The sequence below is a fragment of the Allocatelliglobosispora scoriae genome, from assembly GCF_014204945.1.
Lineage (GTDB): Bacteria > Actinomycetota > Actinomycetes > Mycobacteriales > Micromonosporaceae > Allocatelliglobosispora > Allocatelliglobosispora scoriae.
This window is the reverse complement of the sequence record NZ_JACHMN010000002.1, coordinates 2,838,433-2,857,356: the sequence shown is the minus strand read 5'-3', so window position 1 is coordinate 2,857,356 and position 18,924 is coordinate 2,838,433. Positions and strand designations below refer to the sequence as shown.

Genomic DNA, 18,924 nt, shown 5'->3' with positions numbered 1-18,924 from the left:
GGGCATATCATCCCAAAGCATGACGACATTTCTCGACGCGCTCCATGTGCTCAGCGCCGTGCTTCTGGTGGGGCCGTTGATGGTGGCGCCGTTCGTCGGCCGCCGGGCGATCCAGCGCCGCAGCGCCGACGGCGTGCGGGTGGCCGCCAACCAGATGAACGTCTACGGCCTCGGCTCCATCCTCACCGCCCTGCTGGGCTTCGCGACGATGTCGTCGTCGGCGAGGTACTCCTTCCGGGACCCGTGGATCATCGTCTCGACCACGCTCTATGTCGTCGCGCTCGGTGTCGTCTTCGTCTACGTCGTGCCCGCGCTGCGCAAGGCGGCCCGGATGGTCGAGGCGGGGGTGCTGATCCGCCCCGAGGAGGAGGACCCGGCGCAGCCGGTCTCGCTCACCGCCACCGGCACCGACCTGAAGACGAAGGAGGAGCTCGACGCCCTGACCGGCCGGGTCTCGGGCGCCGGGCTCCTCGTCCTGCTCGTCTTCGCGATCATCACGATGCTGATGACGATCCGGCCGTTCTAGAAGATCATCGCGCCGTGGAGGACCGTCGCCCAGATGAGGCAGCCGAAGGCGGCGGTCGAGCTCACGGCCCGGACGACGTTCCAGCCGGCCCAGGGGCCCTCGACGCGGTCGCGCATCGCGGCGCGCTCGCTCGGGCCGCCGTCCTCGGTGATCTGCTTGTTCAGGGGTACGTGCACCGCATAGGTCACGACCACCGCGACGAGGTAGAGCACGAGTGCCGCGATGAGCCACGGTGTCGCGTCCCCGCCGTCGCCGAAGAGGTAGAGCGCATTGATCAGCAGCGTGAAGACCGCCCCGCCGACGAAGATGAGCACGAGCCACCCGTTGACCAGGGCATTGTTGATCTGCTGCATCGCCTCGGTGAAGGTCTTGTCGCCCGCCTTGTCCAATCCCGGCATGACCGAGTAGGCGAAGGCGGCGAAGAGCCCGGCCGCGAGGCCGACGGTCATCGTGGCGGCGATCAGCACCACGGTCTGGAAGGCGGTCATGCGGCACGCCCCGGGGCGATGATGATCGAAAGCGGTGTATGCGTCATGCCGCCCCGCTTACCCCACCGCCGGGCAGATCACTCCTATGAGCTCAACATGAGCTCGTGGTATTCACCCACAACGGTGAATCCGAGTCCGGCGTAGAGGCCGACGGCGGCGGCGTTGTCGGCCTTCACGTTGAGCCCGACGTGGTCCACCGTCGCCGCGAGGTGATGGCACAGCGCCGTGACGGCAGCCTTGCCGACGCCCTGACCGCGCAGCTCGGGCAGGGTGGTCACGTTGCCCAGCGCCGCCACCCGATAGGCGGGCGACCACACGTGCACCCCCGCGACCGCGACCAGCGCACCGCCGCGCCGGATGCCGACATACTGCCCCGTGTCGATCATCCGCGGATCGAACCCGTTGCCCGGGTAGGCAGTCGCATAGAGCTCCAGCAGCTCGGGCAGGTCGACGCGGGTCAGCAGCACCGCATCGGCCGGGCCCGCACCGAGGCGGGACGGGTCGGTGAGCGCCATCTTCAGGTGCAGCCCGCTCGGCTCCACCCGGAAGCGGCTCTCGACCGCCTTCTCCGCACCCGCGGTGATGTGCGCGTAGACCTGGCGCGGCAGCAGCGGCAGCAGCTCGGCGAGCAGCTCGGTCAGGCCTGTGACCTGGTCGGGGCGGCCGATGGCGAGCAGCGTCGGCTCGCCCGAGCCGTGATAGACGAGGGCGACGTCGTCACCTCGCCTGTACCAGGTGGTGTAGGGCCAGAAGAAGTCGTCGAGGTCGCCCAGCTCATAGGCGTAGAGGGCGGGGTCGGTGAGGAAGATCGCTGCCAGCTCGGCACGGTCGTGGACGCTGCGCAGGGCCGGGCTGTCGGGTGATGCCACTGCCGGAGCGTAACGAGAAGGGCGGCGGGCGATGACACCAACTCTTCAAGAGTTGCGGCGGTCTTGGAGCGGGGTGGGGGACAGGGTGGCGGGGGACTCGGCGTCGGCGGCTAGCAGCGTCGGTGCGCCGGAACCGTCGGCGGGGACACTGAAGACGTTCGGGTCGCCGGAGCTGCCGCGCAGGGTGTAGGCGATCGTGGCGTCGTCCAGCCACGCGGGCTGGTCGTCGACGCTCGCCGGCTCCGCGAGCGGGGTGACCCGCATCGAGGCCAGGTCCAGCACCGACAGGCGCCACCCCTTCGTCGGGTCGCCGTCGACGGCGTGCTTGAAGGCGATCCGGGTCCCGTCGGGGGAGAGCGACGGGCACTCGACGTTCTCGGTGAGCGTACGCAGGGTGCGGGCGGCGAGATCGCCCTCGACCAGGTAGCGCTTGCCGCCGGTCGCGAGCGTGGCATAGAAGCGGTTGTCGTCGGCGGTGAAGGTGACGCCCCAGAAGTTCACGTCCGCCGCCCGGTGCGGCCGCCCGTCGATGGTGACCGCGAACCCCTCCAGCGTGCTGGTGAGCGCGCCGGTCCGGGTGTCCAGGATGCCGGTGCGGGTGGAGAATCCGCCGCTGTTGTAGGAGTCGCCCCCGACGAAGGTGGTCCACGCCACCATCCGGCCGCTCGCCGAGACCCGGGTCCGGTTGGGCAGGCCCGGCAGCGGGATCACCCGCTGCTCGCGCAGGTCCGCGTCGAGCACGACCAGCTCATAGGCCCAGGGCGACTGCGGGCGCAGGCAGGAGCCGGTGCCGGCGGCTGCATATACGCGTACGCACTCCAGCGCCGACACGGTCCGCACACCGGTCCCGCTGTCGATCACCGCGAGGTGCCGACCCGTACTGACCAGCAGCCGCGGACCGGGGCTCAGCGTGACGTGGCTCGACGCCACCGGCACGGGCTCCTTCGCCGCGGCGATCCGGATGTAGCCGACCGCACCCGCGGCGAGCACCACGGTGGCGAGAGCGGCGATCACGATCCGGCCGCGAGTGGAGAGCGCGGTCACGCGGGCAACTCCTCGGCGGCGGGGCGGAGCAGCAGGAACACGGTGGCGATGATCGCCAGGACGACGGCTGCCGCGGCGATCCGGCTCGCCACAGCCGGACCCCAGACCTGCCAGGCGGCGCCGAACAGGACCGACGAGACGAGGTAGGCGAGCGCCTGACCCGTCTGGATCAGCGCGATCCCGGTCGTCCGCAGGCGCTCCGGCAGGACCGGTCCGGCGAGAGCCATCAGCACCCCGTCGGTCGCGGCGTAGAAGAGCCCGTAGAGGCCCAGTGTCAGCACCAGCATCGGCCAGCCGCCGAGCGGGCCGAAGAGCAGCAGGTAGGCGAGGACGAGGGCGGTGTAGCCGCCGATCAGCACCCGCACCCGGCCCACCAGGTCGGCGAGGGCGCCCATCGGGGCGGCCAGGAGCAGATAGGCGAGGCTGGTGCCGACGGCGAGGAGGGGGAACCAGACGATGCTCAGCTCCTCGCGCCGCTGCAGCAGCAGGAAGACGAAGCCGTCGCCGATCGTGGCGAGACCGAGCAGGCAGGCGGCGAGCGCGAGTCGGCGTACCGGCCGGGTGTGGAGCAGTGTGAGGGCCTCGCGCGGGCGGACCGCCCGGACCGGAGACGGGCCGGGATCGTGGCGGTCGCGGACGAAGAGGACCAGCAGGACCACACCGAGGACCGCGACGCAGAAGCTCGTCACGAAGACCGCGTCATAGGAGCCGCCCGCCGCCGCGAGCACCCCGAGCGCGACGAGCGGGCCGAGAAAGGCGCCGAAGCTGTCCATCATCCGGTGCACCCCGAAGGCCCGGCCCAGCGCTTCCGGCGGGGTGGAGAGCGTGATCAGGGCATCGCGCGGTGCCGTGCGCAGCCCCTTGCCCATCCGGTCGGCGGCGATGACGAGGCCGATGCCGGTGACGGAGCGACCCGCCGCGAGCAGGCCCAGCTTGGCGACGGCGGAGATGCCGTAACCGATGCCCGCCATCACCTTGCGCCCCCGGAACCGGTCGGCGAGGTAGCCGCCGACGAGCCGCAGCACCGCCGTCGCTCCGGTGTAGACGCCGTCGATCACGCCGTATGCCATCGGGCTGAGCTGCAGGCCGAGGACGAGGTAGAGCGGCAGGACGGCGCTCACCATCTCCGACGAGATGTCGGTGACGAGGCTGACCGCGCCGAGGGCGAAGACGTTGGCGCTGATCGCGATGAGCCTGCGACGACGCGGCTGCCCCTCGGTCGGCTCCGTCGTCGGCCGGCTGATCGTCGACAGGTACACGCGGACATCCTGTGTTCACCATCGATGTGCGGACAACCATCGCTCGACATGCACCAGGTGAACAATCGGTGTCGCCCCCGAACGTTTACCCAGTCTTGGGCGAGTGGTTCATCCAGTTCCCTAAATTCCTTCCGACAAACCCCCACCATGAAGGGACTGCCGGATGGGCAACCGCCACATTCGACTGGCAGTGACCACGGGCTCCGCGCTCGTGCTGATCGCCGCCACCGCCGTGCTGACGACGAGCGCTCCCGCCGCCGCCGCGACGGCCACGTTCACCCCGGTCGCGGACACCTACGTCCAGAGCGACACCGCGACCACCAACTACGGCACGTCGGCGCAGATCGTCGTCGACAACTCGCCGGTCCGGCGTTCCTTCCTGCGCTTCACCGTCACCGGCGTCACCGGCACGGTGACCAGCGCCAAGCTGCGGCTGCGCACGATCAGCGGCAACGATGGCAGCGTCGCGGGCGGCACCTTCCGCGCCGTCGCCAGCAACACCTGGACGGAGACCGGCACCAACTGGAACAACCAGCCCGCGCTCGGGGCCACTCTCGGCACGCTCGGGTCGGTCACCAAGGACGCCTGGTACGAGGTGACGGTCACCTCGTACGTCACCGGCAACGGCACCTTCAGCTTCGGCGCGACCTCGTCGAACAGCGACGGTGCCTACTACGACACCCGGGAGAGCGGGGCCGACGCGCCGCAGCTCGTGATCACCACGGGCACGACGCCGTCGCCGTCCCCGTCGGTTTCTCCGCCTTCAGGTGACCCGGTTCTCGTGGGGGCCGGCGACATCGCCGACTCCGGTTCGGGTGACACGGCCACCGCCGCGCTGCTCGACAACATCGCGGGCACCGTCTTCACCGCCGGCGACAACGTCTACACCAACGGCACGCTGTCGGAGTTCAACTCCTACTACGCGCCGACCTGGGGCAGGCACCTCGCCCGGACCCGTCCGGCGCCGGGCAACCACGACTACAACACGTCGGGCGCGACCGGGTACTACAGCTACTACGGCTCCGTCGCCGGACCGTCGGGACGGGGTTACTACTCCTATGACCTGGGCAACTGGCACATCGTCTCGCTGAACTCCAACATCAGCATGTCGGCCGGCTCGGCGCAGGAGCAGTGGCTGCGCGCCGACCTCGCCGCGTCGGCGAAGTCGTGCACGCTGGCCTACTGGCACCACCCGCTCTTCACCTCCGGTGCCAACCACGCCCCCTCGACCTCGACCCGGCCGCTCTACCAGGCGCTCTACGACTACAACGCCGACGTCGTGGTGACCGGGCACAACCACCAGTACGAGCGGTTCGCGCCGATGAACCCGTCGGGTGGGCTCGACAACACGCGCGGGATCCGGTCGTTCGTGGCGGGTATGGGCGGCGCGGGCTTCTACGGGTTCGGGACGATCCAGGCGAACAGCGAGGCCCGCAACAGCGACACGTGGGGCGTTCTGAAGTTCACGCTGCACGCCAACAGCTACGACTGGCAGTTCGTGCCGCAGGCGGGCAAGACCTACGCCGACAGCGGCACCAACAACTGCCACTGACGGCGGCGGCTGCTGCTGGAAGGTCCGGCCATCTTCGGGGAAGAAGGTGTGATCATGCACCTTGATCGCACCTTCTTCCCCGAAGATGGTGCGATCAAGCGCCGCCGAGGTTCGAAGGCTCGGCGGTGATCGCGCAGGTTCCAGGAAACTGCCCCTACCAGCCTGCAAGATCGTGCTTCTTCCCGGAAGTAGCCCCTACGGACAGGCTCCGTGGGGACTACTTCCGGGAAGAAGCACGATCTTGCACATCGCCGCTGTCACGCGGGGGGGCATGGCGACGTCGACGGACGACGACACCGGATCACGGCGCCGGCCGGTCGTCGTCCGGCCAGACCCACGGCTGGATGCACAGCTGCGGCGGCGGTGGCGGGTTGCGCTGGGCCAGCGGCGGACACTGCGGCGGGTCCGCCCGCACCGGCGTCGCAGTCATGACCGCGGTGAGCACCCCGGCGACCGCGATGGCGATCAGCCGGATGGTCTTGCTGCCAGGCGTACGTCGTGGTGCACCCATCGTCTTCTCCTCCGCGTCCAGCCATCCGAGTATCGGGATTCGGGGCCTTCCGATCCAGTGGAACCGACTGCCACAAGGGGCCATGTCCATAAGTGGCCATCCATGGGTATGGTGCGAAAGTGTCGGCGCCGACACGATCATGCGGCGCCGCGTCGTGCCCGGTCGAAGTCTGCGAGGCGGCATGTTCGAGACGTTCGGCATATCGGCTCAGGCCGAGTCCGCGTACTCCCTCCTGTTGGCCGATCCCGGCCTGGACCCGAGCGCGCTGACGCTGGCGCTCGACGGCCCGGCCGACGCGGCCGTCGCGGAACTCATCGAGCGCGGCCTCGTCACGCCGCACCAGGCCAAGGGGCGCAGGTTCCGGGTGGAGCCCCCGGAGCGGGCGCTGGAGCTCCTCATCGCGCAGGAGGAGGCGGCCCTGGAGGCGCGGCGGGCGGCCCTGGCCGACCTTCGCGGCGGCGTCGCCGACCTCGTGGCCGAATTCGTCAACGGCCGCAGCGAGGTCTTCGGCGGCCTGATCGAGCAGGTCATCGGTGCCGACGCGGTGCGCTCGCGGCTCTATCAGCTCGCCGTCGCCGCTCGGCGCGAGGTCTGGACCGTCAATCCCGGACCGGCGCCGTCGCGTCGCGCCCTGGCCGCCAGCCGGTCCATGGACGAGCTGACTCGCGCCCGGGGCGTGCGCAGCAGATCCATCTTCTCCACCGCGGTGCAGATCAGCGAGGCCATGCGGGAGTACCTCGGCGAGGTCGTCGCGGCCGGTGACGAGGTGCGGCTGCACCCGGACCCGCCCGTGCTGCTGTTCGTCATCGACGGCGAGACCGCCGTGGTGCCGGTCGACACCGAGTCGCCCGGCCGCGGCGCGCTCGTGCTGCACAGCCCCGCCCTGGTCCAGCCGCTGATCGTGCTGCACCGCACCCTGTGGCAGGCGGCCCAGCCCTTCGACGGGCAGGGGGAGGCGTGGGACGCGCAGGAGGACCGGCTGCACCGGATCGTCGCGATGCTCGCCGAGGGCCACAAGGACGAGACCATCGCGCGGCGGCTGGACCTCTCGGTGCGGACCGTGCGCCGGCTCATCTCCCTCGCCGTCGAGCGGCTCGCTGCGGAAAGCCGGTTCCAGGCCGGCGTCCATGCGGCAAGACGCGGATGGGTACGCGCCGAAGGCTGACCGCTGGCACAAACCGGCAACGACCGGTTGCTGCCCTGTCAAATCCCTGGTGAGGACACATGTGGCTGGCTAATTTCAGGGCCCGCAATCAATGTCTCACCGGAGGAGAAGTCACCATGCGCATGTTGTCGCGTCTCGGGGCCACGCTGGCGGCCACCACACTCGCCGTGGTCGGTGCCGTGGCCATGTCCTCGCCCGCGAGCGCCCGCATCAACCCGGCCGGACTGCTCGAGTGCGAGTCCGGCGGCTACTACCACTACACCTGCGTCATTCTGGACGCCGGTCCGCTGACCAACCAGGTCTGGAAGTACAACGGGTCGGTCGTGGCCGCGGGCAACGGCCACAGCAGCCTCTACGGCCAGTGCGCGGCGAACCTGCGCTTCTCGATCGGGGTCACCTACACCCGGCCGAACGGTACGTCGGTGAACACGGGCATGACCCTCAACTGCCTGCAGTACTGGCAGTAGTTCCGCTGGTGGGTGCTGCCGGTGTTCGCTGGGACACCGGCAGCACCGCCGGAAGCGGTGTGGGAGAGTGGCCGAGTGAATCGGCTCGGTAGCGCTACCTCGCCCTATCTCCTGCAGCACGCCGACAACCCGGTCGACTGGTGGCCGTGGTGTGACGAGGCGTTCGAGGAGGCGAAGCGCCGGGACGTCCCGGTCCTGATCTCCGTCGGATACGCGGCCTGCCACTGGTGCCACGTCATGGCGCACGAGTCCTTCGAGGACGAGGGCATCGCCGCGATCGCCAACGCTGGTTACGTGGCGATCAAGGTCGACCGGGAGGAGCGCCCCGATGTCGACGCCGTCTACATGGCCGCGACGCAGGCGATGACCGGCCAGGGCGGCTGGCCGATGACGGTCTTCGCGACCCCCGAGGGCACGCCGTTCCTCTGCGGGACCTATTTCCCGCGCGAGCAGTTCGGCAAGCTGCTGCTGGCGGTCGGCGAGGCGTGGCGCGACCAGCGCGAGGAGATCGTCAAGCAGGGTGCCGCCGTCGTCGAGGCGATCACGCCGGGCGTGATCGGGCCGGGTCAGCCGGTGACGGCGGAGGTGCTCGGGGCGGCCGCGGCGGCACTGACGCGGTCGCACGATCAACGGTACGGCGGTTTCGGCGAGGGCGGACCCAAATTCCCGCCGCACCTGGCGCTGCACTTCCTGCTGCGGCACTACCAGCGCACCGGGGACGAATCCGTCCTCGACGTGGTGCGCCACACCGCCGAGGCGATGGCCCGTGGCGGCATCTACGACCAGGTCGGCGGCGGTTTCCACCGCTATGCGGTCGACGGCCACTGGACCGTGCCGCACTTCGAGAAGATGCTCTACGACAACGCCCTGCTGCTGCGGGTCTACACCCAGCTCTGGCGGCTGACCGGCGATCCGATGGCGGGCCGGATCGCGGGGGAGACCTATGGCTTCCTGGTGCACGAGATGACGACGCCGGAGGGCGGCCTCTTCTCGTCGTGGGACGCCGACACCGACGGGGTCGAGGGCACCACCTACGTCTGGACGCCCGCGCAGCTCGTCGAGGTGCTCGGCGAGGAGGACGGCGCGTTCGCGGCCGACCTCTTCGAGGTGACGGCGGAGGGCACCTTCGAGCACGGGAGCAGCGTGCTGCGGCTGGCCCGTGACATCGACGAGGCGAGCCCCGAGGTGCAGGAGCGCTGGCGCAAGGTTCGCCGGGCGCTCGCCGACGCCCGCGAGCAGCGCCCGCAGCCGGCCACCGACGACAAGGTCATCGCGTCCTGGGCGGCGATGGCGATCACCGCGATGTGTGAATACGTCCAGGTCGAGGGTGCGATGGACGTCGACCACGGCTGGTCGCCGGCGGAGCTGATCGCGCCGGTCCGCGCCGCGTCCCTGCTGGCGAGGGTGCACCTGGTCGAGTCCGACGGCGACGTGCGGCTGCGGCGGGTCTCGCTCGGCGGCACGGTCGGCCAGCCCGCCGGGGTGCTCGAGGACTACGGCTGCCTCGCCGAGGCGTTCTGCGCGGTGCACCAGCTCACCGGCGATCCGAGGTGGCTGTCCCGCGCGGAGCTGCTGCTGACGATCGCGATCACCCGTTTCGGTGACGGCGACGGCGGCTTCTTCGACACGGCCGACGACGCGGAGAAGCTGGTCACGCGGCCCGCCGATCCGACCGACAACGCGACGCCGAGCGGGCTCGGTTCGGTCGTCAACGCGCTGGTGACCTACTCCGCGCTCGCCGGGTCGAGCCTGCACCGTGAGGTCGCCGAGGCCGCGCTGGCCCGGGTGGCCCCGCTGATCGCACGGCATCCGCGCTTCGCGGGCGCGTCCGCCGCAGCGGCCGAGGCCCTGCTCAGCGGTCCGGTCGAGATCGCCATAGTCACGGACGACCCGGCGCACGAGCTCGTCGCCACCGCGATCAGGCTGGCACCGCCGGGTGCGGTCATCGTCGTGGGCGAGACCGACAAGCCGGGCGTCCCGCTCCTCGCGGGTCGTCCCATGCTGGGGGGTACGCCCACCGCGTACGTCTGCCGGGGCTTTGTCTGTGATCGTCCGGTGACGACGGCTGTCGACCTTACGACAGTTCTCACCCAATAGCATCCTTTGTCCTGGCTATTCGGACATATGCGGCTAGCATTTCCGGACATGGCCGGGCTTGCCGCACTCCTGCGCACCACACCAGGCAACACTCCCAAAGCAGCAGCTCAGCAAGAGCTGAAGCAGATCAGCGAGGCGCTCTCCCGCGCGCTGAGCGCCAGAGGCACCGAGCACGCGCACCGCACCCTCGGCCGGCTCACCGTGGTGATCCGGGCGGCGCTGCCGCACATCCAGGAGGTCGACGGCTGCACGGTCGTCGTCGACGGCGTTGCGGAGGTCGGCACGCTGGTCGGGGAGTATGTCCAGCGGGGACCGTCGGGGCTGGTGGGGGGCTCCTCGGCGTACGCGCTGATATTGGCGGACCCGGTGCGCGACGGCCTGGTGCTGGCGCGCAACGGTGACGGCGCACCGCTGTACTACGCGCGGACCCGCAGCGGCGCGCTCGTCGCCTCCGAACCCGCCGCGCTCATCGCGGCCGGGGTGCCCGCCGACCCCGACAGCGCCGTGGTCGAACGGTTCCTCGCCACCGGGCGCTGCGACGACACGGCCGCCACCTTCTTCGCCGAGATCCGCCGCGTCCTGCCCGGCCAGGTCGTCGTCGTCACCGCCGAGCAGGCGATCGTCCACGAACCGACCGGGCGCGTCGCCGAGGTGCGCCCGCTGCCGCTGCGCTCGGTGAGCCGCCGGGTCGGCTGCCGCGTGTCGCTCTCCGCCGGAACCGCCACGGCGCTGGAGGCCGCGCTGCGGCACGGGGAGGAGATGGAGGCGCTGCCGCTGGCCGTCTTCTCCACGCACTTCCCCGGCTTCGAGAGCGGCACCCCCGAACACGCCCTGCTCGGCTCGCTCCCGAGGGGCAGCTTCCGGCACCGGGCCACGCCGTGCTTCGCCGACGAGCTCGACCTCGACAGCTTCCTGCACGATGTCGGCGAGCCCATGCCCGACCTGGAGAGCTACCTCATCTGGGCCACCGTACGCGCCACCGGCGGCGAGGTCGACGTGCTCCTCGACGGCGCCACCCACGGCGATCACCTCCCGCGCCTCGCCGACCGCGTAGCCAGCCGCTACGGCGTCGAGCTGCGCTTTCCCGCCCGCGCCGCGAGCGGACGCCCGGCTGCGGACCCGCGTGTCGTCGAGGTGCTCGCCGGGATGACCGACGATCAGCTCACCCCGCTCGTGCACGCGCGGCTGAAGTCGCAGGTCGGCGTACTCACCGGGCTCTTCAGCGGACGCCGCATCGATGCCGAGGCACTCTTCCGCCGGCTCGTCGTGGAGCGCTGGCTCACCCTGGTGGCGCAGCCGGTGGCGTCGGCTCGCGTACCGTCGCCGTCCCTGCGGGTCAACGGCAAGGAGTGGAGCCGCCACGCGATCACCACCGAGGCCCTGCGCGCCGACGATCTCGTGGTGGAGCGGTTCGCGTTCCACGCCACCGAAGCCGCCGACCGCCTGCGCCAGCAGTGGTACCTCCTTGTCGCAGCCAAGCCCGTCGCCGTCGCGCAGGGGCTCGCTCGCAACGTGTGGCGGCTGCGGCCGGGCGGGCTGGCGCGTTGCCTCGCGAGGTTAGCCCGGCACGAACCGTGGCAGGTCCAGGCCGTCATCGACCACGGCGGAGCCCTCCGCGCCGCCGGTGCCCTCCTGCTCCCGCGTAAGTGGGCCTCCCGGATGATCGAGATGCGCGCGGTCGGCCTGCCCCGGCCGTCGGCGGTCTCACCGGCGAACGTGAGCGTGGTCCCTCGCCCGGACCGCCCCGATCTCGTGGCCGAGCAGCTCAGCGCCGTGCTGGAGAAGAACCTGTCCGCGGCCGCGTGGGGCGGGTTCCGCGGCTGCGCCGTCATCAGCGGTGGCCGGGTGATCGGCTGGTCCGGTCCGGGCGATCCCGACATCGCACTGGCGCTCGCCGCAGGGGATCCCTTCGGCTCGTCCACCGAGCTGACCCCGATGGTGATCGCCGCTCACGCCCCGGCGGCGGCCCCGCGGGCCACGGTCCACGCCACCCCGTCCACCCGCAAGGCCAAGCCCACCAAGTCCCGCCGCTGACCGCCACGCCGCCGCCGAGTCGCAGCACTCGCTACGACCCCGGCGCTGCCCGCCACTGTCTGCTGCTGCTGCCCGCAGCCGCCGCTTGCGCCGGTGACGCCTGCGGCGGGTCGCCAAGATCGCCGCAACTCTTGAAGAGTTGGTCCTAAACTCGGCACCGATGGGAGCTGACCGCTACAGCGACTCCAGCAGGGCGGCATTCTTGGCGGCGACCACCGAGACCAACGACTCCTGGTAAGCCTCCATCGCGGCCAGCAGAGAAGCGTCCCCGGCAGCAAGAATCCGCACCGCCAGCAGTCCCGCGTTCCGAGCCCCGCCGATCGACACCGTCGCCACCGGAACCCCGGCCGGCATCTGCACGATCGACAGCAGCGAGTCCATCCCGTCGAGGTATTTCAGCGGCACCGGCACCCCGATCACCGGCAGCGCGGTGGTCGACGCGACCATCCCCGGCAGGTGTGCGGCCCCACCCGCGCCCGCGATGATCACCTTGAGGCCGCGCGATGCGGCGCCCTGGGCGTACTCGATCATCGCGACCGGGGTCCGGTGCGCGGAGATGACCTGGACCTCGAAGGGCACGCCGAACTCGGCGAGCGCCTCGGTGGCGGCCTGCATGACCGGCCAGTCCGAGTCGCTGCCCATGATCACGCCGACGGTCATGCGGGGTCTCCCTCGTTCTCGGGCAGTGCGGTGCCGAACTGCAGCCAGTGCGCCGCGCGAGCGGCTCGGGCGCGGGTGTCGGCGAGCGAGGAGCCGAGCGCGGTCACGTGTCCGACCTTGCGACCGGGCCGGATCTGCTTGCCATAAAGATGGATCTTGACGCCGGGTTCCTGGGCGAAGAGGTGGTGCACCCGCTCGTCGATCGAGATGCCGCCCTCGGGTCCGCCGAGGACGTTGGCCATCACGACGACCGGCGCCGTCAGGCCCGTGTCGCCCATCGGGTAGTCGAGGACCGCGCGCAGGTGCTGCTCGAATTGGCTGGTCCTGGCCCCCTCGATGGTCCAGTGACCGGAGTTGTGGGGCCGCATGGCGAGCTCGTTGACGGTGACCTGCTTGCCGTCGTCGAAGAGCTCCACGGCGAGCATGCCGACGACGCCGAGCTCGGTGGCGAGCCGGATCGCGAGCTCCTGGAGCTGCGCGGCCTGGTCGGGATCGAGGTCGGGAGCCGGGGCGAGCACCTCGACGCAGATGCCGTCGCGCTGCACGGTCTCCACGACGGGATAGGCCGCGACCTGCCCGAACGGTGACCGGGCGACCTGCACGGCGAGCTCGCGGCGCAGCGCGACGCGCTCCTCGACGATCAGGGCCGTGCCGGTGGCGACGAGCTCCTGCGCGGCGGCCGGGTCACGGAGCACCCAGACGCCCTTGCCGTCATAGCCGCCCCGGGTCGCCTTCGCGATCACGGGCCAGCCGGTCTCGTCGGCGAAGGCGGTGATGTCGTCGAGCGATTGGACCTCGCGCCAGCGGGGCATCGGTGCGCCGAGCTCGCCGAGGCGGCGGCGCATCGCGAGCTTGTCCTGGGCGAAGATCAGGGCGTCGGCTCCGGGATAGATCGCGACGCCGTCGTCGGCGAGCGCCCGGATGTGCTCGCCCGGGACGTGCTCGTGGTCGAAGGTGACCACGTCGCAGCCCTTGGCGAAGGTCCGCAGCGCGGCGAGGTCGTCGTGGGAGCCGAGCTGCACATCGGCCGCGACCAGGGCGGCACCGTCGTCGGCGGAGGTGGCGAGTACGCGTAGTGACTGCCCAAGGGCGATCGCCGCCTGGTGGGTCATGCGGGCCAGTTGGCCGCCACCCACCATGCCGACCACGGGTAGTCCAGTCCGGTTATCCATCGCCTAGCAGCTTAAATGTTCACGTTACTGGAGCGTCCGGTAGCCCTCGCTCAACTGGCGGCGGCGCTCGCTGCTGGCGCCGAGGATGACCAGCGTGATGCCGAGCGGCACCAGGATCAGCCAGGGGCTCACCAGCGAGAGTGCGTGCAGCGCGGCGATCGCGGTGACGACCGAGCCGATCGCGAGCGGTGCCTGCTGGCGCCGGACCGAGCCGTAGATCAGGGTCAGCACGGCGGCGACGATGAGCCCGACCTCCCGGATCGGGGCGGCCTCCGTGACCAGCACGATCACGACGGTCGGTCCGAAGGCGGTGACGAGCCCGGGCCCGAAGGCGGTCCAGCTGTCGAGCAGCTCCTGGCGTCGGCGCAGCTCGATCGCACCGACGATGAGCGCCACGGCGGCGAACGGCACCGTGTAGGCCTCCGGCGAGACGTTCTCGGCGGACATGCCGATCAGCCACCACGCGATGATCTGGGTGAGCCCGATCGCACCGAGCAGCACAATCCGGCGGTTGGGGCGCAGCCCGGCCCGCATCAGGGCGATGCCGATCACCGAACCCCAGGCGGCGAGCAGCGGCGCCATGTAATGCGGTGCCCGCACGACCACGACGAGGGCGATGATCGCCGCGATGTGCCCGGCCCACTCGACGGTCGCGGCCTCATACTCGGCCTCCACTCGGGCGAGCCGGGGCAGGGTGGTCGCGCCGGTCATGAGCAGCGCACCGATCGCGAGCACACCGAACGCCGTCCACTGCGGCGCGAGCCCGGCGTCGATGCTGATGGCGACGACGAAGAGCTCCGCCGCGACCGAGGCGCCGAGCCAGCCCAGGATGCGCGCGGTCTGGCTCCGGCCGCCGAGCGCGGCGGCCGCGCCGACGGCGACGGCGCCGCCGAAGGTGAAGATCGTCATGCCGGGAGTCGCGAGCGCGCCGGCCAGGCCCGCCCCACCGGCGATGAGACCCATGAGGAGTACGCCCAACCGCCCCGTCCGCAGCGGCCGGTCCGTGTCGGAGTCGGTGGGAGGCTCCGTCAGCGCCACGCTGAGCACGCAGACCGTGAAGACGGTGAGCCCGGCGAGCACCCGCGCAGACCAGGAGAGGTTGAGTGCCGTGGGCAGGATGAGCAGCGTCAGCCCGGCCATCGCGGTGACCCGGGTGACCGACCTGGTGACCCCGCCGCCGAAACCGATCGCGGCGATCCCGGCGGCGATGGTGAGCAGCAGCGCCGTGAGCACGGCGGTGGCGTTGACCGCCGATCCGATTCCCGCGGGCGGTCCTTCCCAGATCGCGTCGAGGCTGCGGTACGGCGTGGCGATCGCTTCCCGGATCGTCGGCGCGATGGCGATGACGGCGATGAGCGCGGGCAGGGCTGCGGCGACGAACGCACCGGCGGCGGGGTAGGACGGCCAGCGGCGCCACTGCGGCAGCTCCGGGCTCCACCCCGCGATCCGCCACCGCACCGCCTCGTCGGGCCGGAAGGCGGGCTGCTCCAGCGTGGTCGGCCGGATCGGTTTCACCATCGGCGTACCGGTGCGGATGAGCTCGATGAGCACGCACATCAGGGCCGCCGCGGCGGCGTAGACGCCGGTGGGGTGGGGCAGGGTCAGCTCGGCGAGCGCCACGATGGTGCCACCGGCGGAGACGCCGACCGTCGCCCACCCCAGGTACGCCGGGACCGCCTTGCGAACCGCGCCGAGGATCGCCACACCGACGGCGGTGGTGGCGAGACAGGCGGCGAGGATCGTCCGGGGGTCGCGGTCCATGGTGGCGGCGAGCGCTGCGACGGCACCGGGCGCGGCGAGCAGGGCGCCGACCGTCGCGGTGCCACCGATGAGGCTGAGGTGCGGGCCCTCGGGACCTTCCTCGTCGATGCTGGTGTCACCGAGCCGGATCCTGGCGTACCCGGCGACGAGGGCCGCGACCACGACGCAGACGAGGGCGACGACGCCGAGTGCGGCGGCGGTCGTCCAGTCGCGGACGAGCGACGAGCCCAAGGCGTAGAGCGCGAGGGCGACCGCGACCGTGAGCCGGGCATAGCCCGCGCGGGGTTCCGGGGCGATGACGGAGGCGATGGCGTATCCGGTGGAGATCGCCAGGCCGATGACGATCGGTGACCACCACGGCCCGCCGAGCGCGGCCGGGGTGCCGACCGTGGCGAGCCCGACGGCGAGCCCGGCGGCGTCATAGCCGAGCGGTTTGGGCAGGCCGAGAGCTGCGGCGCAGGCCAGGACCACCAGCGCGGCGGGTCCCTGCCAGCCCAGCGACGACGCGGCGGCGACGCTGCCGAGGTCGCCCTCCCACAACCCGCCCGGTACGGCGATCGCCTGCAACCCGCCGGTGAGCGCGGGGTAGCCGGCGATGACGAGGACGACCGCACCGGCGATCGTGACACCGGCGATCGGGCCGCGCCGCCACTCCTCGGGCATCAACTGCACCGAGGCCGAGACGATGAGCACCATGATCGCGGTGGAGAGCACCCAGATGCCGGGTGCGATCAGCGACGCGGCCCGGGCCAGCGCGGCGACACCACCGGCGGTGACCGCGGCAGCCGCGTAGTCGGCCCCGTCGAGGAGCCGGTCGGCGCGCTGCCGCCCGGCGTCGATGGAGCTGCTCAGACCCAGCAGCACGGCCCCGACCAGCAGAACCGTCGCGACGAGCGTGTCGAGCACCGTCGCGTTGGGTACGCCGAAGGTCGCAAGAGTGATCGCCAGCGCGCCCAGCCCGGCGCCGACCGCCAACGGTGTGCCGATGTGGCGCTGCGCGACGAGCCGCATCGCGACATAGCCCAGGGTGCCGCTCGCGGCGAGGCAGGCGCAGGCGAGCACCGTCGAGGTGGGCGCGTCGGGCGCCAGGGTGACGACGGAGGCCGCGACGGCCGAGGGGAAGGCGAGGGCGACCGCACCGGCGCAGGCGTCGCCGATCACGGCGGTGGGTGCCGCGGTGCGCAGGAGCCGCTGCGCGACGGCGAGGAGCACGCCCGCCACGCTGATCGCGACGAGAACGCTCGCGGTCGACCAGGGCCGTGCCACGGAGGCGAGGATCGCGGCGAGCCCGACGATGGTGACGCCCGCGACGTGGGCCCGGGCGGCACGCCGGGTGCCCGCGCCGAGGCCGGGCGCGACCGGTGTCTCGACGACCGGGCCGAAGAGCCGGTCGGAGAGGCCGATCGTGCTCCCGTCCTGGTTGCGGATGCGGGAGAAGCTGGGCAGGCGCAACCGCTGGCTCGGCACCGCCGACCCCACGACACCGATACCGGCCGCCGCGATCGCGATGGCCCACGCGGTGAGCAGCCACTGCGTGGCGATCCAGCTCAGCCCCAGCGACGCGGGAGCGGCGAGCCCGGTGAGCGTGGCACCCGCGACGACCGCCTCGCGTCGGAAGGACGGCGGCAGCGCGAGTGCCGCCGCGATCGTGACCAGGGCGATCGTCGTCACGAGGGACCAGCCGTCGGGGCCGGCCGCGTCGGACATCCGCACACCGAAGGTGCTCAGGTCGGCGCGCCAGGCCGGGAACGCGGCCCGAATCGGTGCCATCGCCGCCCGGAGAACGCCGCTGAGCACGAAGAATCCGATGATCGCGAGGGCCACGCTCGCGGCGATCTGCGGTCCGCGTCGGGCGGCTCGGGGCAGCAGCCGGACGCCGAGCCCGGTCACCACCGCCGCGACCGCGACGGCGAGCAGCTCGCGACCCGGCAGGGCGAGCGCGGTGACCCGGCCGACGACGGCGATGACCGCGATCGTCAGGATTCCGGCGGTGACCTCGGGCAGCGGCTTCAGCGCCAGGACCGACGCACCGGCGAAGCCGATTCCGGCGGCGAGCAGCACCGTCGCGCCCGCCCGGGCGGCGGCCCACGGCTCGTCGGCGCTCATCATCGCGAACGTGCCGAAGGCGAGGGCGATGATGACGGTGAGTCCGTGCAGCACCCAGGTCAGCTCGCGCAGCCAGTAGCTCGACCAGGCGCCCTCGAGCACGACCGGCCGGTGGACGAAGTCGCCGATGTTGCGGCTGCCGCCCACCCGCAGCGGCATGCTGTGCGAGTGCTCCACGGCACGTGCGATCACCGCGTTGGCACCGGCCATCAGCGCGAAGACGAGCGCCCAGCCGGCCGGTCCGCGGATCAGGTCGAAGGCGAGCAACGGCACGACAGGCTGCACGGCGATCACCACGGCGTACCGGGCCGAGGTGAGCAGGGTGAGCCGGTGATAGCCGTAGGCGACGGCGGAGGTGACCGCGAAGACGAACCCGGAGACGATCGTCATCGAGGCGGTGACACCGGGCAGCATGCCGACGACATAGCCGGTCACCGGCACCAGCACCAGGCCGACCGTCGCGAGCGTCTCGGCGGTCGAGGTGAGCCGAGCCTTGATCAGGAACGGTGCGCCGCCGAGCAGCAGCAGCGTGACGAGCGTGAGGATGGTGACCCGGGCGGCCGGGCTGAAGGAACTGATCGCGACGACGGCGAAGACGATCGCCGCGACGCCGAGCAGTAGGCCGCCGAGGGCGAGCAACAGGTTCTGCGCCGAACGGGCCGAGGTCTCGGGCGCCGGCTGATTGAGCAGCGGCGCCACGCGAGGCCGGTCCGGCCCGGTGCCCTGGGCGGGGATGGAGCCGGTGGGCGGCGGGTCGTTACGCCGCAGTCGGCGCTGCTTCGGGGTATTCGCCGCCTTGAGCCGCTCCTGCTCGGCGTGCTGGATGAGACGCCGTTGGTGCAGGGCCGCCTGCATCTTCTTGCTGAGGCCGGAGCGGGCGGAGGCGAGGGTGAGGTCCTCGGCGCTCATGTCGGCGATCGCCCGGTTGAGCCGGTCCAGCTCGGCGGCGAGGTCCTCGGCGGTGTTTCCGCAGCTCGGACAGCGTTGGGCGGGGTCGCGGAGTCGGCCGCACATGGAGCACTGGGTCTGTTCCATCTGCTACCTCCGAGGCGCGCACGTCGTCGCCTCAGCATGCCTAATCAAGGCAAGGTTTGAACAGCCCCATTTAGGCACGAATAGGATGCGGATCAACGAACCCGCACCCCACCCTGAATTTTAATGCTGGACACGCCGCATGTCCTAGAACAAAAGTCAGGATCGATCCGACGTGCCG

Annotated in this window: 14 protein-coding genes; 6 read left to right on the top strand and 8 right to left on the bottom strand. The window is 71.4% G+C overall.

All coding sequences use genetic code 11. The annotated features are described in order from the left end of the window. Positions 1-19: 19 nt before the first annotated feature. Positions 20-526, top strand: a complete 507-nt coding sequence (locus tag F4553_RS18385; protein ID WP_184837668.1) for a DUF2269 family protein — start codon at positions 20-22, stop codon at positions 524-526. Here F4553_RS18385 and F4553_RS18380 read toward each other — a convergent pair. From F4553_RS18380 to F4553_RS18365, 4 genes are all read right to left on the bottom strand, one after another. After that, complete coding sequence (locus tag F4553_RS18380; protein WP_184837666.1) at positions 523-1,014, bottom strand: anthrone oxygenase family protein; 492 nt, start codon at positions 1,012-1,014, stop codon at positions 523-525. The two genes, F4553_RS18385 and F4553_RS18380, sit on opposite strands and share 4 nt — an antisense overlap. Positions 1,015-1,097: 83 nt before the next feature. Then, entirely contained in the window at positions 1,098-1,883 is a 786-nt protein-coding gene (locus F4553_RS18375) for a GNAT family N-acetyltransferase (RefSeq protein WP_312875253.1), read from the bottom strand. 45 nt (positions 1,884-1,928) lie between these two features. Continuing rightward, positions 1,929-2,927, bottom strand: a complete 999-nt coding sequence (locus tag F4553_RS18370) for a TolB family protein (protein WP_184837664.1) — start codon at positions 2,925-2,927, stop codon at positions 1,929-1,931. Continuing rightward, positions 2,924-4,186 (bottom strand): MFS transporter, encoded by a 1,263-nt coding sequence (locus F4553_RS18365; RefSeq protein ID WP_184837662.1) that lies wholly within the window; start codon positions 4,184-4,186, stop codon positions 2,924-2,926. Before F4553_RS18365 ends, F4553_RS18370 begins: the two co-directional genes overlap by 4 nt. Positions 4,187-4,376: 190 nt before the next feature. On the opposite strand from F4553_RS18365, the gene F4553_RS18360 reads away from it, so the two are divergent. Continuing rightward, on the top strand, positions 4,377-5,738 hold the full coding sequence (locus F4553_RS18360; RefSeq protein ID WP_312875252.1) for a CBM96 family carbohydrate-binding protein: 1,362 nt from the start codon (positions 4,377-4,379) through the stop codon (positions 5,736-5,738). A 301-nt stretch (positions 5,739-6,039) separates the two neighbouring features. Here the strand turns inward: F4553_RS18360 and F4553_RS18355 are convergent, their stop codons facing one another. After that, positions 6,040-6,249, bottom strand: a complete 210-nt coding sequence (locus F4553_RS18355) for a hypothetical protein (RefSeq protein ID WP_184837658.1) — start codon at positions 6,247-6,249, stop codon at positions 6,040-6,042. Positions 6,250-6,430: 181 nt separating this feature from the next. Here F4553_RS18355 and F4553_RS18350 point away from each other — a divergent pair, with 181 nt between their 5' ends. From F4553_RS18350 to F4553_RS18335, 4 genes are all read left to right on the top strand, one after another. Continuing rightward, on the top strand, positions 6,431-7,414 hold the full coding sequence (locus F4553_RS18350) for a helix-turn-helix domain-containing protein (protein WP_184837656.1): 984 nt from the start codon (positions 6,431-6,433) through the stop codon (positions 7,412-7,414). Between the two features lie 116 nt (positions 7,415-7,530). Beyond that, positions 7,531-7,881: a hypothetical protein gene (locus F4553_RS18345; protein ID WP_184837655.1), complete on the top strand. Its 351-nt coding sequence runs from the start codon at positions 7,531-7,533 to the stop codon at positions 7,879-7,881. Positions 7,882-7,956: 75 nt separating this feature from the next. After that, complete coding sequence (locus F4553_RS18340; protein WP_184837653.1) at positions 7,957-9,978, top strand: thioredoxin domain-containing protein; 2,022 nt, start codon at positions 7,957-7,959, stop codon at positions 9,976-9,978. 48 nt (positions 9,979-10,026) lie between these two features. Further along, the gene (locus F4553_RS18335; protein WP_184837651.1) at positions 10,027-12,012 is read left to right on the top strand and encodes an asparagine synthetase B family protein; all 1,986 of its coding nucleotides are present in this window, start codon (positions 10,027-10,029) and stop codon (positions 12,010-12,012) included. A 174-nt stretch (positions 12,013-12,186) separates the two neighbouring features. On the opposite strand, the gene purE is transcribed toward F4553_RS18335, so the two are convergent. The 3 genes from purE to F4553_RS18320 are packed head-to-tail and all read right to left on the bottom strand — an operon-like array spanning position 12,187 to position 18,746. Beyond that, positions 12,187-12,672 (bottom strand): 5-(carboxyamino)imidazole ribonucleotide mutase, encoded by a 486-nt coding sequence (gene purE, locus F4553_RS18330; protein ID WP_184837649.1) that lies wholly within the window; start codon positions 12,670-12,672, stop codon positions 12,187-12,189. After that, complete coding sequence (locus tag F4553_RS18325) at positions 12,669-13,844, bottom strand: 5-(carboxyamino)imidazole ribonucleotide synthase (protein WP_184837647.1); 1,176 nt, start codon at positions 13,842-13,844, stop codon at positions 12,669-12,671. Before F4553_RS18325 ends, purE begins: the two co-directional genes overlap by 4 nt. Before the next feature lie 24 nt (positions 13,845-13,868). Continuing rightward, positions 13,869-18,746, bottom strand: a complete 4,878-nt coding sequence (locus F4553_RS18320; RefSeq protein ID WP_184837645.1) for an SCO7613 C-terminal domain-containing membrane protein — start codon at positions 18,744-18,746, stop codon at positions 13,869-13,871. Positions 18,747-18,924 lie beyond the last annotated feature (178 nt).

What these genes read in the sequence shown, in the direction of transcription:
- F4553_RS18385 (WP_184837668.1), top strand. Translation starts at nt 20, where the DNA reads ATGACGACATTTCTCGACGCGCTCCATGTGCTCAGCGCCGTGCTTCTG.
- F4553_RS18380 (WP_184837666.1), bottom strand. Translation starts at nt 1,014, where the DNA reads ATGACCGCCTTCCAGACCGTGGTGCTGATCGCCGCCACGATGACCGTC.
- F4553_RS18355 (WP_184837658.1), bottom strand. Translation starts at nt 6,249, where the DNA reads ATGGGTGCACCACGACGTACGCCTGGCAGCAAGACCATCCGGCTGATC.
- F4553_RS18350 (WP_184837656.1), top strand. Translation starts at nt 6,431, where the DNA reads ATGTTCGAGACGTTCGGCATATCGGCTCAGGCCGAGTCCGCGTACTCC.
- F4553_RS18345 (WP_184837655.1), top strand. Translation starts at nt 7,531, where the DNA reads ATGCGCATGTTGTCGCGTCTCGGGGCCACGCTGGCGGCCACCACACTC.
- F4553_RS18335 (WP_184837651.1), top strand. Translation starts at nt 10,027, where the DNA reads ATGGCCGGGCTTGCCGCACTCCTGCGCACCACACCAGGCAACACTCCC.
- purE (WP_184837649.1), bottom strand. Translation starts at nt 12,672, where the DNA reads ATGACCGTCGGCGTGATCATGGGCAGCGACTCGGACTGGCCGGTCATG.
- F4553_RS18325 (WP_184837647.1), bottom strand. Translation starts at nt 13,844, where the DNA reads ATGGATAACCGGACTGGACTACCCGTGGTCGGCATGGTGGGTGGCGGC.
- F4553_RS18320 (WP_184837645.1), bottom strand. Translation starts at nt 18,746, where the DNA reads ATGGAACAGACCCAGTGCTCCATGTGCGGCCGACTCCGCGACCCCGCC.